At 69.8% G+C, this 17,897-nt stretch carries 12 protein-coding genes; 7 read left to right on the top strand and 5 right to left on the bottom strand.

The window, feature by feature from the left end; all coding sequences use genetic code 11:
- Positions 1 to 6 precede the first annotated feature (6 nt).
- Positions 7 to 597 carry a TetR/AcrR family transcriptional regulator gene (locus tag PSH03_RS09220; RefSeq protein ID WP_210781745.1) on the top strand — a complete coding sequence of 197 codons (591 nt, stop codon included), beginning with the start codon at positions 7 to 9 and terminating at the stop codon, positions 595 to 597.
- Positions 598 to 623: 26 nt separating this feature from the next.
- Here the strand turns inward: PSH03_RS09220 and PSH03_RS09215 are convergent, their stop codons facing one another.
- Entirely contained in the window at positions 624 to 926 is a 303-nt protein-coding gene (locus PSH03_RS09215; RefSeq protein WP_238688856.1) for a GNAT family N-acetyltransferase, read from the bottom strand.
- Between the two features lie 158 nt (positions 927 to 1,084).
- Between PSH03_RS09215 and PSH03_RS09210 the strand changes: the two genes are divergently transcribed.
- The 3 genes from PSH03_RS09210 (at position 1,085) to PSH03_RS09200 (ending at position 5,263) form a co-directional block, all read left to right on the top strand.
- Positions 1,085 to 1,780: a DUF1223 domain-containing protein gene (locus tag PSH03_RS09210; RefSeq protein ID WP_238688855.1), complete on the top strand. Its 696-nt coding sequence runs from the start codon at positions 1,085 to 1,087 to the stop codon at positions 1,778 to 1,780.
- 41 nt (positions 1,781 to 1,821) lie between these two features.
- Positions 1,822 to 2,238, top strand: coding sequence for an MmcQ/YjbR family DNA-binding protein (locus PSH03_RS09205; protein ID WP_238688854.1), 417 nt, complete (start codon positions 1,822 to 1,824; stop codon positions 2,236 to 2,238).
- Between the two features lie 157 nt (positions 2,239 to 2,395).
- Entirely contained in the window at positions 2,396 to 5,263 is a 2,868-nt protein-coding gene (locus PSH03_RS09200) for a glycosyl hydrolase (RefSeq protein WP_238688853.1), read from the top strand.
- A 45-nt stretch (positions 5,264 to 5,308) separates the two neighbouring features.
- On the opposite strand, the gene PSH03_RS09195 is transcribed toward PSH03_RS09200, so the two are convergent.
- Both PSH03_RS09195 and PSH03_RS09190 read right to left on the bottom strand, forming a co-directional pair.
- Positions 5,309 to 6,676: an endo-1,4-beta-xylanase gene (locus tag PSH03_RS09195; RefSeq protein WP_238688852.1), complete on the bottom strand. Its 1,368-nt coding sequence runs from the start codon at positions 6,674 to 6,676 to the stop codon at positions 5,309 to 5,311.
- 339 nt (positions 6,677 to 7,015) lie between these two features.
- Positions 7,016 to 8,791, bottom strand: coding sequence for a family 43 glycosylhydrolase (locus PSH03_RS09190; protein WP_210781739.1), 1,776 nt, complete (start codon positions 8,789 to 8,791; stop codon positions 7,016 to 7,018).
- Between the two features lie 690 nt (positions 8,792 to 9,481).
- Between PSH03_RS09190 and PSH03_RS09185 the strand changes: the two genes are divergently transcribed.
- From PSH03_RS09185 to PSH03_RS09175, 3 genes are all read left to right on the top strand, one after another.
- Entirely contained in the window at positions 9,482 to 11,815 is a 2,334-nt protein-coding gene (locus tag PSH03_RS09185) for a beta-L-arabinofuranosidase domain-containing protein (protein WP_238688851.1), read from the top strand.
- Positions 11,816 to 11,974: 159 nt separating this feature from the next.
- Positions 11,975 to 12,913 (top strand): NHL repeat-containing protein, encoded by a 939-nt coding sequence (locus PSH03_RS09180; RefSeq protein ID WP_238688850.1) that lies wholly within the window; start codon positions 11,975 to 11,977, stop codon positions 12,911 to 12,913.
- Positions 12,914 to 13,046: 133 nt separating this feature from the next.
- On the top strand, positions 13,047 to 13,916 hold the full coding sequence (locus tag PSH03_RS09175; protein WP_238688849.1) for an endonuclease/exonuclease/phosphatase family protein: 870 nt from the start codon (positions 13,047 to 13,049) through the stop codon (positions 13,914 to 13,916).
- 77 nt (positions 13,917 to 13,993) lie between these two features.
- Here the strand turns inward: PSH03_RS09175 and PSH03_RS09170 are convergent, their stop codons facing one another.
- Both PSH03_RS09170 and PSH03_RS09165 read right to left on the bottom strand, forming a co-directional pair.
- The gene (locus PSH03_RS09170) at positions 13,994 to 14,878 is read right to left on the bottom strand and encodes an MHYT domain-containing protein (RefSeq protein ID WP_210781735.1); all 885 of its coding nucleotides are present in this window, start codon (positions 14,876 to 14,878) and stop codon (positions 13,994 to 13,996) included.
- A 166-nt stretch (positions 14,879 to 15,044) separates the two neighbouring features.
- Complete coding sequence (locus PSH03_RS09165) at positions 15,045 to 17,846, bottom strand: DEAD/DEAH box helicase (RefSeq protein ID WP_210781734.1); 2,802 nt, start codon at positions 17,844 to 17,846, stop codon at positions 15,045 to 15,047.
- Positions 17,847 to 17,897 lie beyond the last annotated feature (51 nt).

The following is a 17,897-nucleotide window of genomic DNA, read 5'->3' as shown; positions in this document are numbered from 1 at the left end:
GGTCAGATGGCCAGACCACGGCAGTTCGACGAGGAGCAGGTGATCCGCGCCGTCCGGGACCAGTTCTGGGACGCCGGCTACGCGGCGACCTCACTGGAGGACCTGGTGCGCGTCAGCGGGCTGGGCAAGGGCAGCCTCTACGGCGCCTTCGGCGACAAACACCGGCTGTTCCTGCGGGCGCTGCGGGAATACACCGACACCAGCGGCGGCTACCTGCGCGAGATGCTCACCTCCGCTCCCCGCGCCCTGGACGCGCTGCGCGCGTTCGTCATGGCGCCGGTGAACGACCCGGGTGGTGCCGCCGCCCGGCGCGGCTGCCTCATGGCCAACAGCACCTACGAACTCGCCACCAGCGACCCCGACGTCCTCGCCGAGGCGCGGCGCACCTACGAGGCGACGACCGCCCTGGTCGCCGAGAGCGTCGGGCGGGCCCAGGACGAGGGCGACCTGCCGCGCGACGTCGACCCGGTCGGGACGGCGCGCGCCCTGCTCGCCGCGCAGCAGGGCCTGGTGTTCATGGGGCGGACGGGGCTGGACATCGACACCCTGACCGCCACGGCCGGCACCCTCGCCGCCAAGCTCCTACCGGACGCCTGACACCAACACCACCGACCGGGGCACGGTTATTTGATCTTGCGGGTGGACCGGACCACGATGCTCTCGTACTCGGGGTGCTTGACCACCCAGTCGGCGATGAACGGGCAGATCGGCACGACGGTCCGGCCGCGGCTCCGCGCGTCGTCCAGCACGGCCCGCGCCAGCGTCGACCCGACGCCCTTGCCCTCGTACGCCGGATCGACCTCGGTGTGGGTGTAGGCGATGATCGGCCCGGTCAGCTGGTAGGTGACGAACCCGACGACCGCGCCCGCCTCGTCGCGCGCCTCGAAACGCTCCCGCGTCGGCGCGTCTGTCACGGTGAACTGCACCCGACCATCCAACCACCCGGCCCGGCAGCGCTCGCTGCGAGGCCGGCCGGGGACGTGACCCCACGCGCATTGTCTCGGCCGAAACGGGAAACGCAACGCCGCCGGGCAGCGGGAGTACGCGACGCCGCCGGGCACACCGTGGGAGGAGACACGCCACCATGACGAACCCATCGACGGACGGCGGCTTCGCCGTCGTGGAGATGTTCACGTCCCAGGGCTGCAACAGTTGCCCTCCCGCGGAGGAGTTGCTGAGCGAGATCGAGCGCGACGCCCGGGAGCGGGGACAGAACGTCTTCGCCCTCGGATTCCACGTCGACTACTGGGACGACCTCGGCTGGCCCGACCAGTTCGCGGACGCGGCGTACACCGCGCGGCAGGAGTCGTACGCCCGCGCGTTCGGCACCCGAGGTCTGTACACCCCGCAGATGGTCGTCAACGGCACCGTCGAGTTCGTCGGTTCCGATCGCCGCCGGGCGGCCGCCGCGATCATGTCCGCCATGGCCTCGACCCCCGCCACACCACTGGCGCTCTCCATCGCCAACCTGGGCAATGACCGCGTGATGGTGGACTACCGGACCGAACAGCCGCCGCAGCGCGCGGTATTGCACGTGGCGGTCGTGGAACGGGAGCTGACCAGCGACATCGCCCGGGGGGAGAACGCCGGGCGGACGCTGCGGCAGGACAACGTCGTACGCGCCTTCAGGTCGGTGGGCCTGGACGCCGAGCGGGGGCAGGTGGAGCTGGCGACACCACCGGGTCTCGACCCGCGACGCGCCAGCGTGGTCGGCTATGTCCAGGAGAACGGCGAACGGGCGATCGTCGGCGCCACGGCCACCGAGCTGTCCACCGCGTAATCTCAGCCCCATGCGGATGGTGCGGGGTGCGAGGGAATTCGGTGGCTGACGCGGACGACGTACGCCGGGTGGCGTTGGCCCTGCCGCACGCGGTGGAGATCGCCAGTGACGGCTTCGACTTCCGGGTGGCCGACAAGGGCTTCGTCTGGTCCTATCCGGAGCGGACACCGGGCAAGCCTCGGGTGATCCGGCTCGACGTCGCGGTGCTGTTCGTGGGCGACGAGGCCGAGAAGCAGGCTCTCCTGCTCGGGGAGCCCGAGATCTTCTTCACCACGCCCGGCTACCAATGCCTGCCCCTGGTGCTGCTGCGCCTGGCGGCGGTCGACCTGGACCGGTTGACCGAGCTGGTGACCGACGCGTGGCGGATGCGCGTGCCGCACGCGCTGTTGAACGAAGGCGAGCCACCGGGCGACCGTGCGGGCGAAGCGCTGGGCGACCGTGCGGGCGCCGGCAAATAGCGACATCAGCACGCAACGGGTTGGACACATTGACGGGGATCTCGGTACTCCATTACGGTGGCCGAGAGAGCGCTCTCTCACCCGACCTTCCCCCCAATTCAGACGCAAAGCGCTGGACCCGGCAAGGGCCGCACCCGGCGCGCGCGATGGAGGCACGATGAAACCTCCCGTCCCCCACCGCCGATGGGCCCTGGCCGCCGCCACCGCGCTGGCCCTGGTCGTCGGCGGCCTCGCCATCCCCGTCACCCCCGCGGCCGTGGCCGCACCCGTCGGCGCCGGCAGCTACACCACCACCCCGGTCGGCCCGCTTCCCAGCGGCTGCGGCGCGATGTCCAGCAACCCCCGGCAGTTCGCCACCGCCAACGCGCCCGCCGGGCCGATCCCCACCAACGACTGGTGGTCCTCGCTGCTGTGGAAGCGCACCGACTGCTCGTTCAGTGAGCCGCTGCACGCCCACCCGATCTCGTACGACACCTTCGGCGACGGGCTCGGCTTCTCCGCCAACTCCACGCCCTCCATCAGCGGCACCGCCACCGGCGTCGGTGAGTTCCACTACCCGTACGTGCAGGACATCCGGGTCGGTGTGGCCGGGCTCGCCGCACCACTGGTGAAGGTCGACGGCTGGACCGACTGGACGGTCAGCCCGCACTGGAGCGACGGCACGCGCACCATGCGCGCGACCATCGGCCACGGTCTGCCCTTCGCGTACTTCCAGACCACCGGCGGGAACGCGCAGATCAGCACCGCCGGCACCCCCGACGTCTGGTCCAACAGCGGCGCGACCATCGGCTTCCGGGTCAACGGCCACGACTACGTCGGGTACGCGCCCGGCGGTGCCAGCTGGACCGTCGCGTCCGGCCGGATCTCCTCCACCCTGGCCGGTCGGGGTTACTTCTCCGTCGCGCTGCTGCCGCCGACGGCCAGCGCGACCGAGCGCGCCGCGCTGGCCGCGACCTACGGTCAGTACGCGCACGCGCACGTGACCGGCACCCAGGTGTCGTACGCGTACAACCCGGCGACCAGCGGCCTGACCACCACGTACGCGTTCACCACGACCGCCCGGGAGGGCACCGCCACGCAGACCGTGGTCAGCCTCTACCCGCACCAGTGGAAGTCGCTGAGCGGTTCCACCGCCATCACGCCGACCTACCCGTCGGCGCGTGGCCGGATGAAGGTGCTCACCGGCGTCAACCAGTTCCGCACCGCCATGAAGTTCCAGGGCATCCTGCCGGAACTGCCGGCCGTCGGCGACGGCAGCGGTGGTGACCTGTCGACGCTCACCGGGCACCTGGCCGCCGCCCGCGCCAACCCGATGGACCAACGCGGCAACGACACCTACTGGACCGGCAAGGGGCTCGGCCGCGCCGCGCGGATCGCCGAGATCGCCGATCAGGTCAACGACACCGCGACGCGCGACAGCGCGCTGAACGCGATCCGCAGCACGCTCACCGACTGGTTCACCGCGTCCAGCGGCAAGACCAGCCGGGTTTTCTACTACGACAACAACTGGGGCACCCTGATCGGCTACCCGGCGTCGTACGGGTCGGACCAGGAGCTCAACGACCACCACTTCCACTACGGCTACTACATCGCCGCCGCCGCGACGCTGGCGAAGTTCGACCCGGCCTGGGCGGCCACCAGCCGCTACGGCGGCATGGTCGACCTGCTGATCCGCGACGCCAACAACTACCGCCGCGGCGACACCCAGTTTCCGTACCTGCGCGACTTCGACATCTACGCCGGGCACGACTGGGCGTCCGGGCACGGCTCGTTCGGCTCCGGCAACAACCAGGAGTCCTCGTCGGAGGGGATGAACTTCGCGAGCGCCCTCATCCAGTGGGGGCAGACGACGGGTAACACCGCCGTCCGCGACGCCGGCGTCTTCCTCTACACCACCCAGGCCGCCGCCATCCAGGAGTACTGGTTCGACGTCAGCGACCAGAACTTCCCCGCCGCCTTCGGGCACTCGACGGTCGGCATGGTCTGGGGTGACGGCGGCGCGTACGCCACCTGGTTCAGTGGCGAGCCGGAAATGATCCAGGGCATCAACCTGCTGCCGATCACCGGTGGACACCTCTATCTCGGCAACAACCCGGCGTACGTGCGGACGAACTACGCCGAACTGGTCCGCAACAACGGCGGGCAACCGACGGTGTGGCAGGACATCCTCTGGCAGTTCCAGGCCCTCGGCGACCCCGACGCGGCGCTGGCGAACCTCCGCGCGAACCCGGGCTACACCCCGGAGGAGGGAGAGAGTCGGGCGCACACGTTCCACTGGATCCGTAACCTCGCCGCCCTCGGCAATGTCGACACGACGGTGACCGGCAACCATCCGCTGTCCGCGGTCTTCTCCCGCAACGGGGCCCGCACCTACGTGGCGTCGAACCCGACGGCGACGCCGATCACCGTGACGTTCTCCAACGGCACCACGCTCACCGTGGGCGCCGGCAAGACGGCCACCACCGGGGCGTACACCTGGAGTGGTGGCAACGCGGCCGGCGGCGTCCCCCCGACGACGCCGACGGACCCCCCGCCGACGACCGACCCGCCGACGACCCCGGGCACCCCGACGCGGTACCTGCTGCCCGGGGGTGGGTTGGGCGCCGCCGGTAGCGCGGCCACGACGACTGTCGCGGCGGCGAACGGCAACCACGACGGTACGCCCACCAACGCCCGGGTCTTCACGGCGACCGGCCTCAACCTCGCCTACGCCGGCGGGCAGACGGCGTTCGACCTGTTCGTGGACGCCGGGACGGCGGTTGGCAACGGCGTACAGGTGCGGATCTCCTACGACCTCACCGGCAACGGCAGTTGGGAACGGGTGGAGACACTGCGCTACTTCGCCACCGACCCGGTCACCGGCTACGAGCACTACACGCAGAACGCCGGCCTCTCCTCGGCCACCGGCACGTTGGGCGCGCTGAGCAACGGCACGGTCCGGGTGGAGGTCTGGTCGGCGATCGGCAACAACCCGACCACGCTGGGCATCGGCAACCAGTCGGTGCTGCGGCTTCCGTACTCCTGATCGACAGGGCACGGCACGACATGACGTCGGCCGGTCATCGGATGATCACGAGGCGGTGCAGGTCGGCGTGACGCCGGAGGCGCTGCCGGTGCCCTGGAATCCGAACTCGGTGACCTGGCCCGCGCCGAGGCGGCCGTTGTAGTTCACGTTGGTGAACCGCACAGTGCCGGTGGAGCCACTGGCCGTCGCGCTCCAGGTGTTTGTGACGCTGGCACCACTCGGGAGCGTGAAGCCGACGTTCCACCCGCTCGTGCCGGCGGAGCCGGCGGTCACCTTCACGGTGGCCACGAATCCACCGGTCCACGAGTTCAGTGACACCGATGCCGAACAACCAACCGTTGGCGGGTCCGTCGGCGGGTCCGTCGGCGGATCGGTCGGCGGGTCCGTCGGCGGATCGCTGGGGATGGCGGGGCCGGCGTTGAGGGCGTTCAGAACATTCGTGTACGCGGCCTTCTTGTTGCCGTTGCAGTCGAACAGCAGAGCGTTGTCGGAACCACGCCACGAGTCGCAGTCCCGTACACCCCACACCGTGATGCCGGTGCAGCGCGAGACGTTCATGCAGGCGCGGGTGACGGCGCCGTAGATGTTGGCCTGGTTGCCGCCGGTCATCACGTCCAGCTCGGTGATCTGCACATCCACACCGAGATCGGCGAACCGCTGGAGGTTGGCCTGGTAGTCACCGGCCAGCGAGGTGCCCAGGTGCGACTGGAAGCCCACGCAGTCGATCGGCACGCCACGGGACCTGAAGTCCCGCACCATGTTGTAGATGCCCGTCGACTTCGCGTTGATCCCGTCGGTGTTGTAGTCGTTGTAACACAACTTCGCGCCCGGATCCGCAGCCCGCGCCGCCCGGAACGCCGCCTCGATCCAGTCGTTGCCGGTGCGCTGCAGGTTCGAGTCACGACGCCCACCGCTACCACCGTCGGCGAACGCCTCGTTCACCACATCCCACGAGTGGATCTTCCCTCGGAAATGCGTCGCCACCTGGGTGACGTGGTTGATGGCCGCGTTGCGCAACGCGCTGCCCGACATGCCCTGCGCCCAGCCCGGCTGCTGCTGATGCCACAGCAACGCATGGCCCCGCACGCTCATACCGTTGGCCTGCGCGTGACTGACCAGACGATCACCACCGGTGTAGCTGAACCGACCCTGCTGCGGCTCGGTGGCGTCCCACTTCATCTCGTTCTCGGCCACGACACTGTTGAACTCACGGTTCAGAATCGTCGCGTACACGCTGGTGGAGAGCTTGCCGGTTGCCACGGCCGCGCCGAAGTAACGGCCCTTCTCGGCCGCCGATGCCCGCAGGGTCGTGCCGGCGCTGGCCGTGGAGGTCAGGGTCATCGTCATAGCGGCGGCGAGGGCGCCGGTAACGGCGACGGTCACCGCCGCTCGCAGGGCTCTTCTGTGATTCATGCGGATTCCTTCTCTGTGGTGGTGCAGCGATGGAGACGCACGCCCGAATCCGCTCCTGCGACATGGGGACGTCAGCAACGGTCGCCGTCGCGGCAGCGATGCGGGGAGTCCTGACCCGACGTCCGGCATGCCCTGGGCGGACGTCGCGGGTCGAGGTGCCACAGCAGGTTCGCCCGGTGAACCACAGGTGCGGCTGCCCTCAACCATCGACTGTGAGCGATAACATGCCGTTCGTCAAGTCGTAACCAACCGCGCCGGGCAACCTGTCGCTCCGTCGCAGTGGTGGGGCACGCCGCCGTGCTGCCGGAGCCGCGCCGAGCACGGCTCCGGCAGCAACCGTCACTGGAACGAGGCGTCGTCGACGAGGAGGCTGTCGGTGCCCTCAGCCGTCTCCACGTAGAAGGCGGCGCTGGTCAGGGTGCCGCTCCACGAAACGGTCGTGGTGCCGGTGAGCACTGTCCAGCCGTTGACGTTCACCCCCACCGCCGGGGTCAGCTGGAGGTAGTTCGTCGTGCCGTTCGCGGTCAGCGACAGCGTCGCCTTCGCCGACGGGGTGCCGCTCTGCGCTCGTACCCAGACGTTTGTGGTGTAGCTCTTGCCATTGGTGAGTTTGCTGGTCACGTCCTGACTGGGGCCGTTCCAGGCACCGGTCCGGCCGGTGATCGACAGCGATCCGCTGCCACCGTGCGCGACCGCGGTGTTCCTGGCTAGCGTTCCGCTGCCGTGCACACCCCAGCCCGTCGTGCCGTTCTCCACGTCGCCGTTGGTGATCAGGTTGGCGCTGCCGCCGCCGGTGCCGCCGAACTGCCACCAGTTGATGTTGAGCAGGTTGCCGCTGCCGCCGGCGAACCGCAGGTAGAGATCATGGGTGCCGGTCGCTCCGCTCACCGCGCAGGTGCTGGTGGTCCAGGTCTGCCAGCCGCCGGTGCCACCCACCGTGCAGGTGCCCACGGTGGGGCCGTTGGCGCTGTCGAGGCGTACCTCGATCCGGCCGCCGCTGGTGGCCGACGCGACCCGGGCGCTGAACGAGGTCGCACCCGCGCCGAAGGCGACGCCCTTGACCTTGATGTAGTCGCCGTTCTCGATCCAACCGACGTTCATCCCGCCCTCGCTGGACGCCTCGGTCTCGATCCCCGAGCCCCACGCGATCGTCTCGGCCTCCTGTCGCACGTACGGGTTCAGCGTGCCCACCTGTGGCGCACCGGCGTTCGTCATCGTGATCGTCGGGAACAGGCCATTGCTGGTGTAACTGAACTTCTCCACCGCGACCGAGCGGGTGTAACCACTACCACCCGGCAATGCTCCGTTGTGGTAGAAGAAATACGAACCACCTTGGAAATCAATCACACCCGCGTGATTGGTGAAGCTGGCACCCTGCCGCGGCATGATCGTTCCCCGATATGTCCACGGCCCCGTCGGCCCGGTGGCCGTGGAGTACGCGATGAACTCCGAGCAGCACTCCGCCGCGAACACGTTGTAGTACAACCCGTTGCGCTTGAAAACCCACGGCCCCTCCTCATACAGGGTCGGCCGACTCGCATTACCGTTACGGGTACCGAACCCCGCCGTCGTGAGTGGAATACGTGTCGCGCTGCCGGAGAACGAAATCATGTCCGGGTTCAACTTCACGTACCACAGACCCGGGTTACCCCAGTACAGATACGCCTGTCCGTCGTCGTCGATGAACGCGTGCGGGTCGATTTCGTTGTTGCCGACCAATGGTCGACCGAGCGCGTCGCGGAACGGTCCGGTCGGGCTGTCGGCCACCCCGACGCCGATGACCATCTGCCCGTTGGAGCGCTGGCGCACCGGCACGTACCAGTAGAACTTCCCGTTACGCGGAACGACGTGCCCGGCCCACGCGTTGGCATCCGCCCACGCGAACGTCGCCAGATTCATCGGCGATCCGTGATCGGTCCAGTTCACCATGTCGGCGGACGAGTAGACCCGCCACTCGCGCATTGTGAAATAGGTGGAACCGTCCTCGTCGTGTCCGGTGTAGAGGTAGACCCTGCCGTTGTGCACCATCGGCGCCGGGTCGGCGGTGTAGATGTTCTGGACGATGGGGTTGTCGGCCTTGGCCGTACCCGGGATCAGTGCGAATAGACAGGCCATGCTTGCCAGCCAGGCGATGGCGCGCCTGGTCCGGCGAGCGGCCCGGGTTGTGGTCCGATCCTTCACGTTCACGATTACTCCCACAGAGAGTGCGCCGTGCGCGATGTTTGACTGGGCGTGCCACCGCCGTCCTGGCGGCCACTCGAACGGGCTTTGTCGTTCGCTCGCGGGCAGCACGGCCGGCGGCCGTGTTAGCGCTAACAGCTTTCCGTGAATGCCCCCTCCCCCTTCTGACCTGGAATTTTGTGAGGCGCGGGATGACAGTCGTAACCACGTCGCAGCATTGAGGTATCGACTATGACATCGAAGATTTACGATGCACGGTACTGAGCGACCGGAGGGGCGTCAACGGAGGGGAAGTTGCCGCCAACCGTCACGCACGGTAATGACTCGGTGATGGCGAGCCCGGTGATGTCCTTGTCGGACCACGGCCGCCACCGGACCCGGTGGGCCCGGGCCAGCTCGTCGCGGGAACGGGTCGGCGAGGTGCCCCGGGGGTTGCGGGCATGTTAACGACGAACTATGTTAGCGATCACATCGATGTGCCGCGATAAGCGCAGGGGTGGGCACCCGGCGTCCACGGCGACCACGTCCCACCCACCACACCGCACCCGGCGTCGGCCCCCTTGCGCCGACGACCCACCGCCGTCGATGGCGGCCCCGACGTACCCGGCCACCTGGAGGTTCCCCATGCCACCCCTGCCCCTCAGCCGCCGCCACCTGCTTCAGGCCGCCGGAGCCACCGTGGTGGTCTCCGCGACCGGCGTCGCCGTCGCCCCCGGGAGCGCCTCCGCGGCCGTCGTGCCCCCCGCCCGGTCCGACATCGGCGTCTCGGCGTACGCATTCGACCCGGGTCAGGTACGACTCAGCTCCGGCCGTTGGATGGACAACCAGACCCGGACGCTGAACTACCTGCGGTTCGTCGACGTCGACCGGATGCTCTACAACTTCCGCGCCAACCACCGGCTGTCCACCAACGGCGCCGCCACCAACGGGGGCTGGGACGCGCCGAACTTCCCGTTCCGGACCCACATGCAGGGCCACTTCCTGAGCGCGTGGGCGTACGCGTACGCGGTGCTGGGCGACACCACCTGCCGGGACAAGGCCAACTACATGGTGGCCGAGTTGGCCAAGTGCCAGGCCAACAACTCCGCCGCCGGGTTCGGCGCGGGTTACCTCTCCGGTTTCCCGGAGTCCGACTTCACAGCGCTCGAGGCACGGACGCTCTCCAACGGCAACGTGCCCTACTACTGCATCCACAAGACCCTCGCCGGCCTGCTCGACGTCTGGCGCTACACCGGAAACACCCAGGCCCGTACGGTGCTGCTGTCCCTCGCCGGCTGGGTCGACACCCGGACGAGCCGGCTGAGCTCCAGCCAGATGCAGTCGATGCTGGGCACCGAGTTCGGGGGCATGAACGACGTGCTCACCGACATCTACCAGCAGACCGGTGACTCCCGCTGGCTCACCGCCGCCCAGCGGTTCGACCACGCCGCCGTGTTCGACCCGCTGGCCAACAACCAGGACCAGCTCAACGGCCGGCACGCCAACACGCAGGTGCCCAAGTGGATCGGCGCGGCCCGGGAGTTCAAGGCCACCGGGACCACCCGTTACCGGAACATCGCCAGCAACGCGTGGAACATCACCGTCGGCGCGCACACCTACGTCATCGGCGGCAACAGTCAGGCCGAGCACTTCCGGCCGCCGAACGCCATCGCCGGCTACCTCAGCAACGACACCTGCGAGCAGTGCAACACGTTCAACATGCTCAAGCTGACGCGCGAGCTGTGGCTGCTCGACCCGAACCGGGCGGACTACTTCGACTTCTACGAGCGCGCGCTGATCAACCACCTGATCGGCGGGCAGAACCCGGCCGACAGCCACGGTCACATCACCTACTTCACCCCGCTGCGGCCGGGCGGACGCCGTGGTGTGGGCCCGGCGTGGGGTGGCGGCACCTGGAGCACCGACTACAACTCGTTCTGGTGCTGCCAGGGCACCGGCCTGGAGATCAACACGAGGTTGATGGACTCCATCTACTTCTACAACGGCACCACACTGAGCGTGAACCTGTTCACGCCGTCGGTGCTGAACTGGACGCAGCGCGGCATCACTGTCACCCAGACCACCAGCTTCCCGGTCAGTGACACCACAACGCTGACCCTGTCCGGCTCGATGAGCGGGTCGTGGAGCATCCGGGTGCGGATCCCGTCCTGGACCAGCGGCGCGACGATCGCCGTCAACGGCACTGTGGAGAACGTCGCCACCACACCGGGCAGCTACGCCACTGTCACGCGCACCTGGGCCGCGGGCGACACCATCACCGTGCGGCTGCCGATGCAGGTCGCCGTCAAGGCCGCCAACGACAACGCCAACGTCGGCGCGGTCACGTACGGCCCGACGGTGCTGGCCGGCAACTACGGCAACACGGCCCTGAGCACCCTGCCCACCCTCACCGCCTCCTCGGTCACCCGGACCAGCACCAGCTCGCTCGCATTCACCGCCAGCGCCAACGGGTCCACCGTGAACCTCGCCCCCTTCTACGACGCCCACGGCTACAACTACACGGTCTACTGGAACACCACCGGCAGCGGCGGCCCCACCGGCAGCTACCGCCTGGTCAACGTCGGCACCGGGCTGGTCCTCGGTGTCCAGAACATGTCCACCGCCGACGGTGGTCTGGCCGTGCAGTGGGGCGACAGCGGCACGGCGGACCACAACTGGGTGGTCATCACCGACGGCAACGCGGTCCGGTTCCGCAACGTCCACAGCGGCAAGGTCCTGGGCGTGGAGAACATGTCCACCGCCGACAACGCCCGGGTCCTGCAGTGGGCCGACAACGGCACCGCCGATCACCGCTGGATCCTGGTGGACAACGGCGACGGCACCTACAAGATCCGCAACGTCAACAGCAACAAACTGCTCGGGATCCTGAACGGGTCGACCGCCTGGGGAGCGCAGGCCGTACAGGATCCGGACAACGGCAGCGCGGACAACCGGTGGAGGCTGGTCCGCAACGCCTGATTCCGCCCCGCTCGACGGGCTCACCGGCGCGGTCACCCGAAGGCCGCGCCGGTGACGCCGAGCGGGCGCCCGCCAGCGGTCGTACAGTGGGGAGGGTCCTGGCCCCAGTGAACGTGGCGGACGTGTCGGCTCGTGCCGCTTCCGCCCGGAAGGAGCACAGTGAACCGCCCCCTCCGCACCACGCTCGGCGGCGCGTTGACCGCCGTCATGCTGGCCACCGTCGCCGTCGCGCCGGCGCAGGCGCACCCCGCGAACCGGCCGCCGACCGTCCTCGCCCTCCCCGACGGGTTCCAGCCCGAGGGCATCGCCACCGCCGGCCGGTACGCCTACTTCGGCTCCCGCGCAACCGGTGCCATCCAGCGCGTCGACCTGGTCACCGGCCGGGGCACGACGATCGGCGCGGCCACCGGCACGCCGTCGCTCGGCCTCAAGGTCGACCCACGTGGCCGGCTCTTCGTCTCCGGTGGCACGGCTGGCGACGCTCGGGTGCTCGACACCCGCACCGGCGAGGTGCTGGCCCGCTACCAGTTCGCCACCGCCCCGACGTTCGTCAACGACGTCGTGCTGACCCGCGACGCGGCGTACTTCACCGACTCGAACCGGCCGGTGCTCTACCGGCTGCCGCTCGGTCGCCGTGGGGCGCTGCCGCCCGCCGACGCCTTCACCACGATCACGTTGACCGGCGCGTACGAGCAGGTCGGCACGGGGGTGAATCTCAACGGCATCGCCACCACACCGGACGGCCGGGCGCTGATCGTCGTCCAGTCCACCACCGGCACGCTGTACCGGGTCGACCCGGCGACCGGGGCGAGCACCGTCGTGGACGTGCCGGGCCACACCTTCACCAACGGCGATGGCCTCCTCCTGCTCGGCCGCACCCTCTACGTCGTGCAGAACCGCCTCAACCAGATCGCGGTGGTCCGGCTGAACCACGCCGGCACCGCCGGAGCGCTCACCAGCATCATCACCGATCCGAACTTCGACGTGCCCACCACAGTGGCCAAGGCGCTGGGTCGGCTCTACCTGCCCAACGCCCGGTTCACCACACCGCCGACCCCCACCACGCCCTACACGGCCGTCGCGGTCCGCGCCCACTGAGCGACCCGAGGGGGTACGCGCCGCGCGGGTGCCCCCTCGGCCCACCGCTCTGGATCTGAATCGCCGATTCGGCCGGCACTAGGATCACTGGCACCTCGGCGATGACTGTCGCCTCATGCACCCCGGAGTCCGTGTGGCCACCCGTCCGTACCGGTTCCTGCGCCGAACCCTGGCCGTGGTCTGCCTGCTCGTCGCCGCCGCACTGCCGGCCAACCGGCCGGCCGCATCGCCGGTCGCCGCGGACGCCACGCAGCCCACGGTCCTACGGATGCTCCAGCTGAACCTCTGCAACAGTGGCCGCGCCGGCTGCTACACCGGCCGAGCGATGACCAGGGCCGCCGAGGTGATCAGCATCGAGGCACCCGACCTGGTAACCCTCAACGAGATCTGCGCGGGTGACCTGTCCGCCCTGCACGGCGTCTTTCAAACCGTCCACCCTGGGCGGACCGTCGTGGCCGCGTTCCAGGCCGCCGGCGACCGCCCGAGCGGCGACGACACCCGCTGTCGCAACGGCCAACGGTTCGGCATCGGGCTGCTGACCCACCTGCGGACGCCGGCCACCCCGAACACCGTGTACGCCGGAACCCACCCGACGCAGGACCTCGCGGACCCCGAGGAACGAGCCTGGCTCTGCGTCGACGTCGACGGCGCCCTGCTCGCCTGCACCACGCACCTGTCGGCCACCGGCTACCGCGTCGCGCTCACCCAGTGCGCGCACCTGCTCGACACCATCCTGCCGACGATCGGCCGCGACGCCGGATACGAGCCCACGGTGCTGGGTGGCGACCTCAACCTGCGCGCCGGCCATGACCCCGACGTGCGGTCCTGCACCCCGGCGGGCCATCAGCGGGTCGACGACGGCCGACTGCAACACGTCACGGCGACCACCGACATCACGCTCTGCTGCCGCAGCCTGGTGCCCATGCACGGGACGACCGACCACCCCGGGCTGCTGGTCACCCTCGCGATCGACAGGAGCCGACCCGGCCGGCCGCCGGCCTGATCCGCCTCCTCAGCGGGCGCGGAGGCGGCCGGATCTACGAGGCCACCAGCAACGCGGCGCGGGCCGACCGCACGGCGTCAGCGCGGCGGCGTGTCCCGGCGGGACGGGAACGGAGTGCCGGGCTGGCCGAGGGTGGAGCGGGCGCGTAACCCGACCGGGTCGGGAGCAGCGGTGGGCGCCGGGGCCGCCGGCTCCGAGAGCCGCCGCTCGTCCAGGTACGCGGTGGCGGCCCGGTCGTCATCGGTCGGAGCGGCGAGCAGCGCGTAGAGCAGACCGACGACCCCGAAGACCACCGCCAGCACGATCGGCACCAGCAGGGTGCTCACCCCGGCGCCGGTCACCTCACCCGTCCGTTCGTGGCGGTGCACCGACAGGGCGCTCATGCCGGTGAAGTGCATCCCGTTCACGGCGATCCCCATGACCAGCGCGGAGGCGAAGATCGCCAACCCCCGCCGGACGGTCATCGCGAGCCACAGCGCGACGGTGGACGCCACCACGGCGATGACCACCGAGAGCACGACCCGGCCCGTGTCGTAGCCGAGGCTGCCGTTGAGGCGCATGGCGGCCATGCCGGTGTAGTGCATGGAGGCCACGCCGGCGCCGGTGAAGATACCTGCGGCGATCAGGCGTACCGGATTCAGCCGGCCGGTGCCCACGATGGCCAGGCCGATACCGACCGCCACCACGGCGATGGCCGTGCTGGCCGCGGTCAGCGGCACGTCGTAACGGATCCGGGTGTTCTCCACGGCGAAGCCGAGCATGGCCATGAAGTGCATCGCCCAGATGGCGGTGCCGCCCAGCGCCCAGGCCGACAGCAGACCCCACCACGCCCGCTGGCCGTTCGTGCGGGCCGTGCGGATGCGCCCGGCGCAGACCAGACCGAGGATCGAACCGAGCACGGACAGCGCGTAGCTCAGCGCGGGCGTGATCCAACCGTACTCAAAGTGATTGATCTCCGCCACGGCGGCTTTCTCCCCATTCGTTACCGACGCGTCAACAAGACGCCTCGGCAATGATCAGGGGTGCTGTGATCAGGCGCAACAGTGCCCCCCGGGCTAATCGCGGGGTGCCGCGGCGGTGACCGTCCGCTGCGTCGATTCGGCCGCCAAAAATGACTGAGCGTAATTGTCAGGCTGACGTGTGGTACGCGAGAACACCTCGATTGACTGCCGCTATAGCCTGTCGGGCCGTCGACCGCAGCTCCGTTGTGGCACCGCCAGAGTCGGCAATCTGACCGAGCAGGTCGACGACCTGTCGGGCCCACCGGACGAAGTCACCGGCGGGCATCTCACCATCGATCTCGTGACCGCTGCCGAGCACCTTGGCCAGCGCCTCGCCCCTGGCCCACCGGTAGACGGGCCAGGCGAAACCGAGATCCGGCTCCCGGGTCGCCGTCAGCCCCCGCGCCGCCTCGTCGGCCTCGATCTCCCCCCACAGCTTCAACGTCTCGTCCACCGCGTCGGCCACCGGCCCGCGCGGCAGCGACGCCCGCTCGTCGACATCGCGGCGCGCCTCGAACACCACCACTGACACCGCGGCGGCCAACTCGGCCGGGGACAACCCGTTCCACACCCCCCGGCGCAGGCACTCGGCGACCAGCAGATCCGCCTCGGTCCAGATCCGGCCCAGCATCCGACCGGCGTCGGTGACCGCGCCGTCGCGGGCGAGGTAGCCACGCTCGGTCAGCAGCGCCACGATCCGGTCGAACGTTCGCGCGAGGGAACCCGTACGACCACTGACGCGCTCGCGCAGCTCCTCGGTGTCGCGCTCCAGCCGCCGACGCCGCTCCGCCCAGCGGGCGTGCTCCTCCCGCTCCGGGCAGGCGTGGCAGGGGTGGTGACGCAGCTCGGTGCGGAGCTGGGTGATCTGGTGGTCCTCGCCGGTCACCTGCCGGGAACGGCCCCCGCGTCGGCCACCGTGCCGATCCAGACCGGTGCCGCTGACCTCGGCGGCGAGATCCCGCCGGGCACCCGGAGACCGGTGGTTGAAGTGCTTGGGCACCCGGATCCGGGCCAACACCTCGGCCGGGGTGGTGAAGTCACCGGGGCTGACCCGCCCGGCCCACCGGTCCTGGGTGAGCACCAGCGGCCGGGGCTCACCGAACCCACCGGTCGCCGGGTCCAGCACCACGGCCAGCCCGGCCCGCCGGCCCGACGGCACCCGGATCACGTCGCCGACCCGCAGCCGCTCCAACGACGCCACCGCCGCGGCCTTGCGCTGGGTCTGCCCCTGCCGGGCGATCGCCTTCTCCCGGTCGGCGATCGCCACCCGCAGCGCGAAGTACTCGTCGAAGTCGCCGTGATGGCAGGCGGCCTCCGCGCCGTACGCCTCGATGGTCTCGGTGTTGCGCTGCACCTGCCGGGCCAGGCCGACCACCGACCGGTCCGCCTGGAACTGGGCGAACGAGGACTCCAGCAGCGCCCGAGCCGGCTCCGCGCCGACGGTGCCGACCAGGTTCACCGCCATGTTGTACGACGGCCGGAAACTGGAGCGCAGCGGATAGGTGCGGGTGGACGCCAGCCCGGCCACCTGCCGTGGGTCGGTCTCCGGGGACCACACCACGACGGCGTGCCCCTCCACATCGATGCCTCGGCGGCCGGCACGCCCGGTGAGCTGGGTGTACTCCCCCGGGGTCAGGTCGACGTGCGCCTCGCCGTTGTACTTGACCAGCCGTTCCAGCACCACGCAGCGGGCCGGCATGTTGATGCCCAACGCCAGCGTCTCGGTGGCGAAGACCGCCTTGACCAGGCCGCGGACGAACAACTCCTCGACGATCTCCTTGAACACGGGCAGCATGCCGGCGTGGTGGGCGGCCAGGCCGCGTTCCAGGCCGTCCAGCCACTCCCAGTAGCCCAGGACCGACAGGTCCTCGCCGGGAATGGCGGTGACCCGCGACTCGACGACCCGGCGGATCTCGGCCCGCTCCTCCGCCGAGGTGAGCCGCAGCCCGGCGGCGAGACACTGCTGCACCGCGGCGGCGCAACCGGCCCGGCTGAAGATGAACAGGATCGCCGGTAGCAGACCCTCCCGGTCCAGCCGGTCGACGATGTCCGGGCGTAACGGGCCACGCCAGCGCGGGCCACGCCGGCCGGCACCGGGCCCCGCGCTGCGCCCCTCACCCAACTCCAGCCGCCGCGCGGTCTCCCGGGTGTAGCGCAGCAACTCCGGGTGCACGTCGTGCTTACGGGCGGCGTCGGCGTCGTGGAACAGGTCGAACATCCGCTTGCCGACCAGCATGTGCTGCCACAACGGCACCGGCCGGTGCTCGCTGACCACCACGGCGGTCTCGCCGCGCACGGTGACCAGCCAGTCGGCGAACTCCTCGGCGTTGGAGACGGTCGCCGACAACGAGACCAGGGTGACAGAGGCGGGCAGGTGAATGATCACCTCTTCCCAGACCCCACCGCGGAACCGGTCGGCCAGGTAGTGCACCTCGTCCATCACCACGTACGCGAGGCCCTGCAGCGTGCTGGAGCCCGCGTAGAGCATGTTGCGCAGCACCTCGGTGGTCATCACCACCACCGGCGCGTCGCCGTTGATCGCGTTGTCGCCGGTCAGCAGGCCGACCTGCTCGGCGCCGTACCGGGCGACCAGATCGTGGTACTTCTGGTTGGACAGCGCCTTGATCGGCGTGGTGTAGAAGCACTTGCGCCGCGCCGGTGGGGTCGTCGCGTCGACGTCGGGCACCGGGTCGTCGGGCCGCCCCCGCAACGCCAGGTGGACGGCGAACTCCCCCACCACCGTCTTACCGGCGCCGGTGGGAGCGCAGACCAGCACACCGCTGCCCCGCTCCAACGACTGGCACGCCTCCCGCTGGAAGTCGTCGAGGTCGAACCCCAACTCGAGGGCGAACTCGTCCAACGCCGGAAACTGTGCGGCTTGTGCGGCCTTGCGGCGCGCCGCTGCGTACCGCTCGGCGGGGCTCGACATGGCACCAAGATTAGTGCGTGCCGAGTCATGTCACCCCACAAGGCCGTCCGG

It is taken from the genome of Micromonospora salmantinae, assembly GCF_022230905.1.
Lineage (GTDB): Bacteria > Actinomycetota > Actinomycetes > Mycobacteriales > Micromonosporaceae > Micromonospora > Micromonospora salmantinae.
The sequence above is the reverse complement of the archived record's forward strand: the minus strand, read 5'-3'. Positions and strand labels throughout refer to the sequence as shown.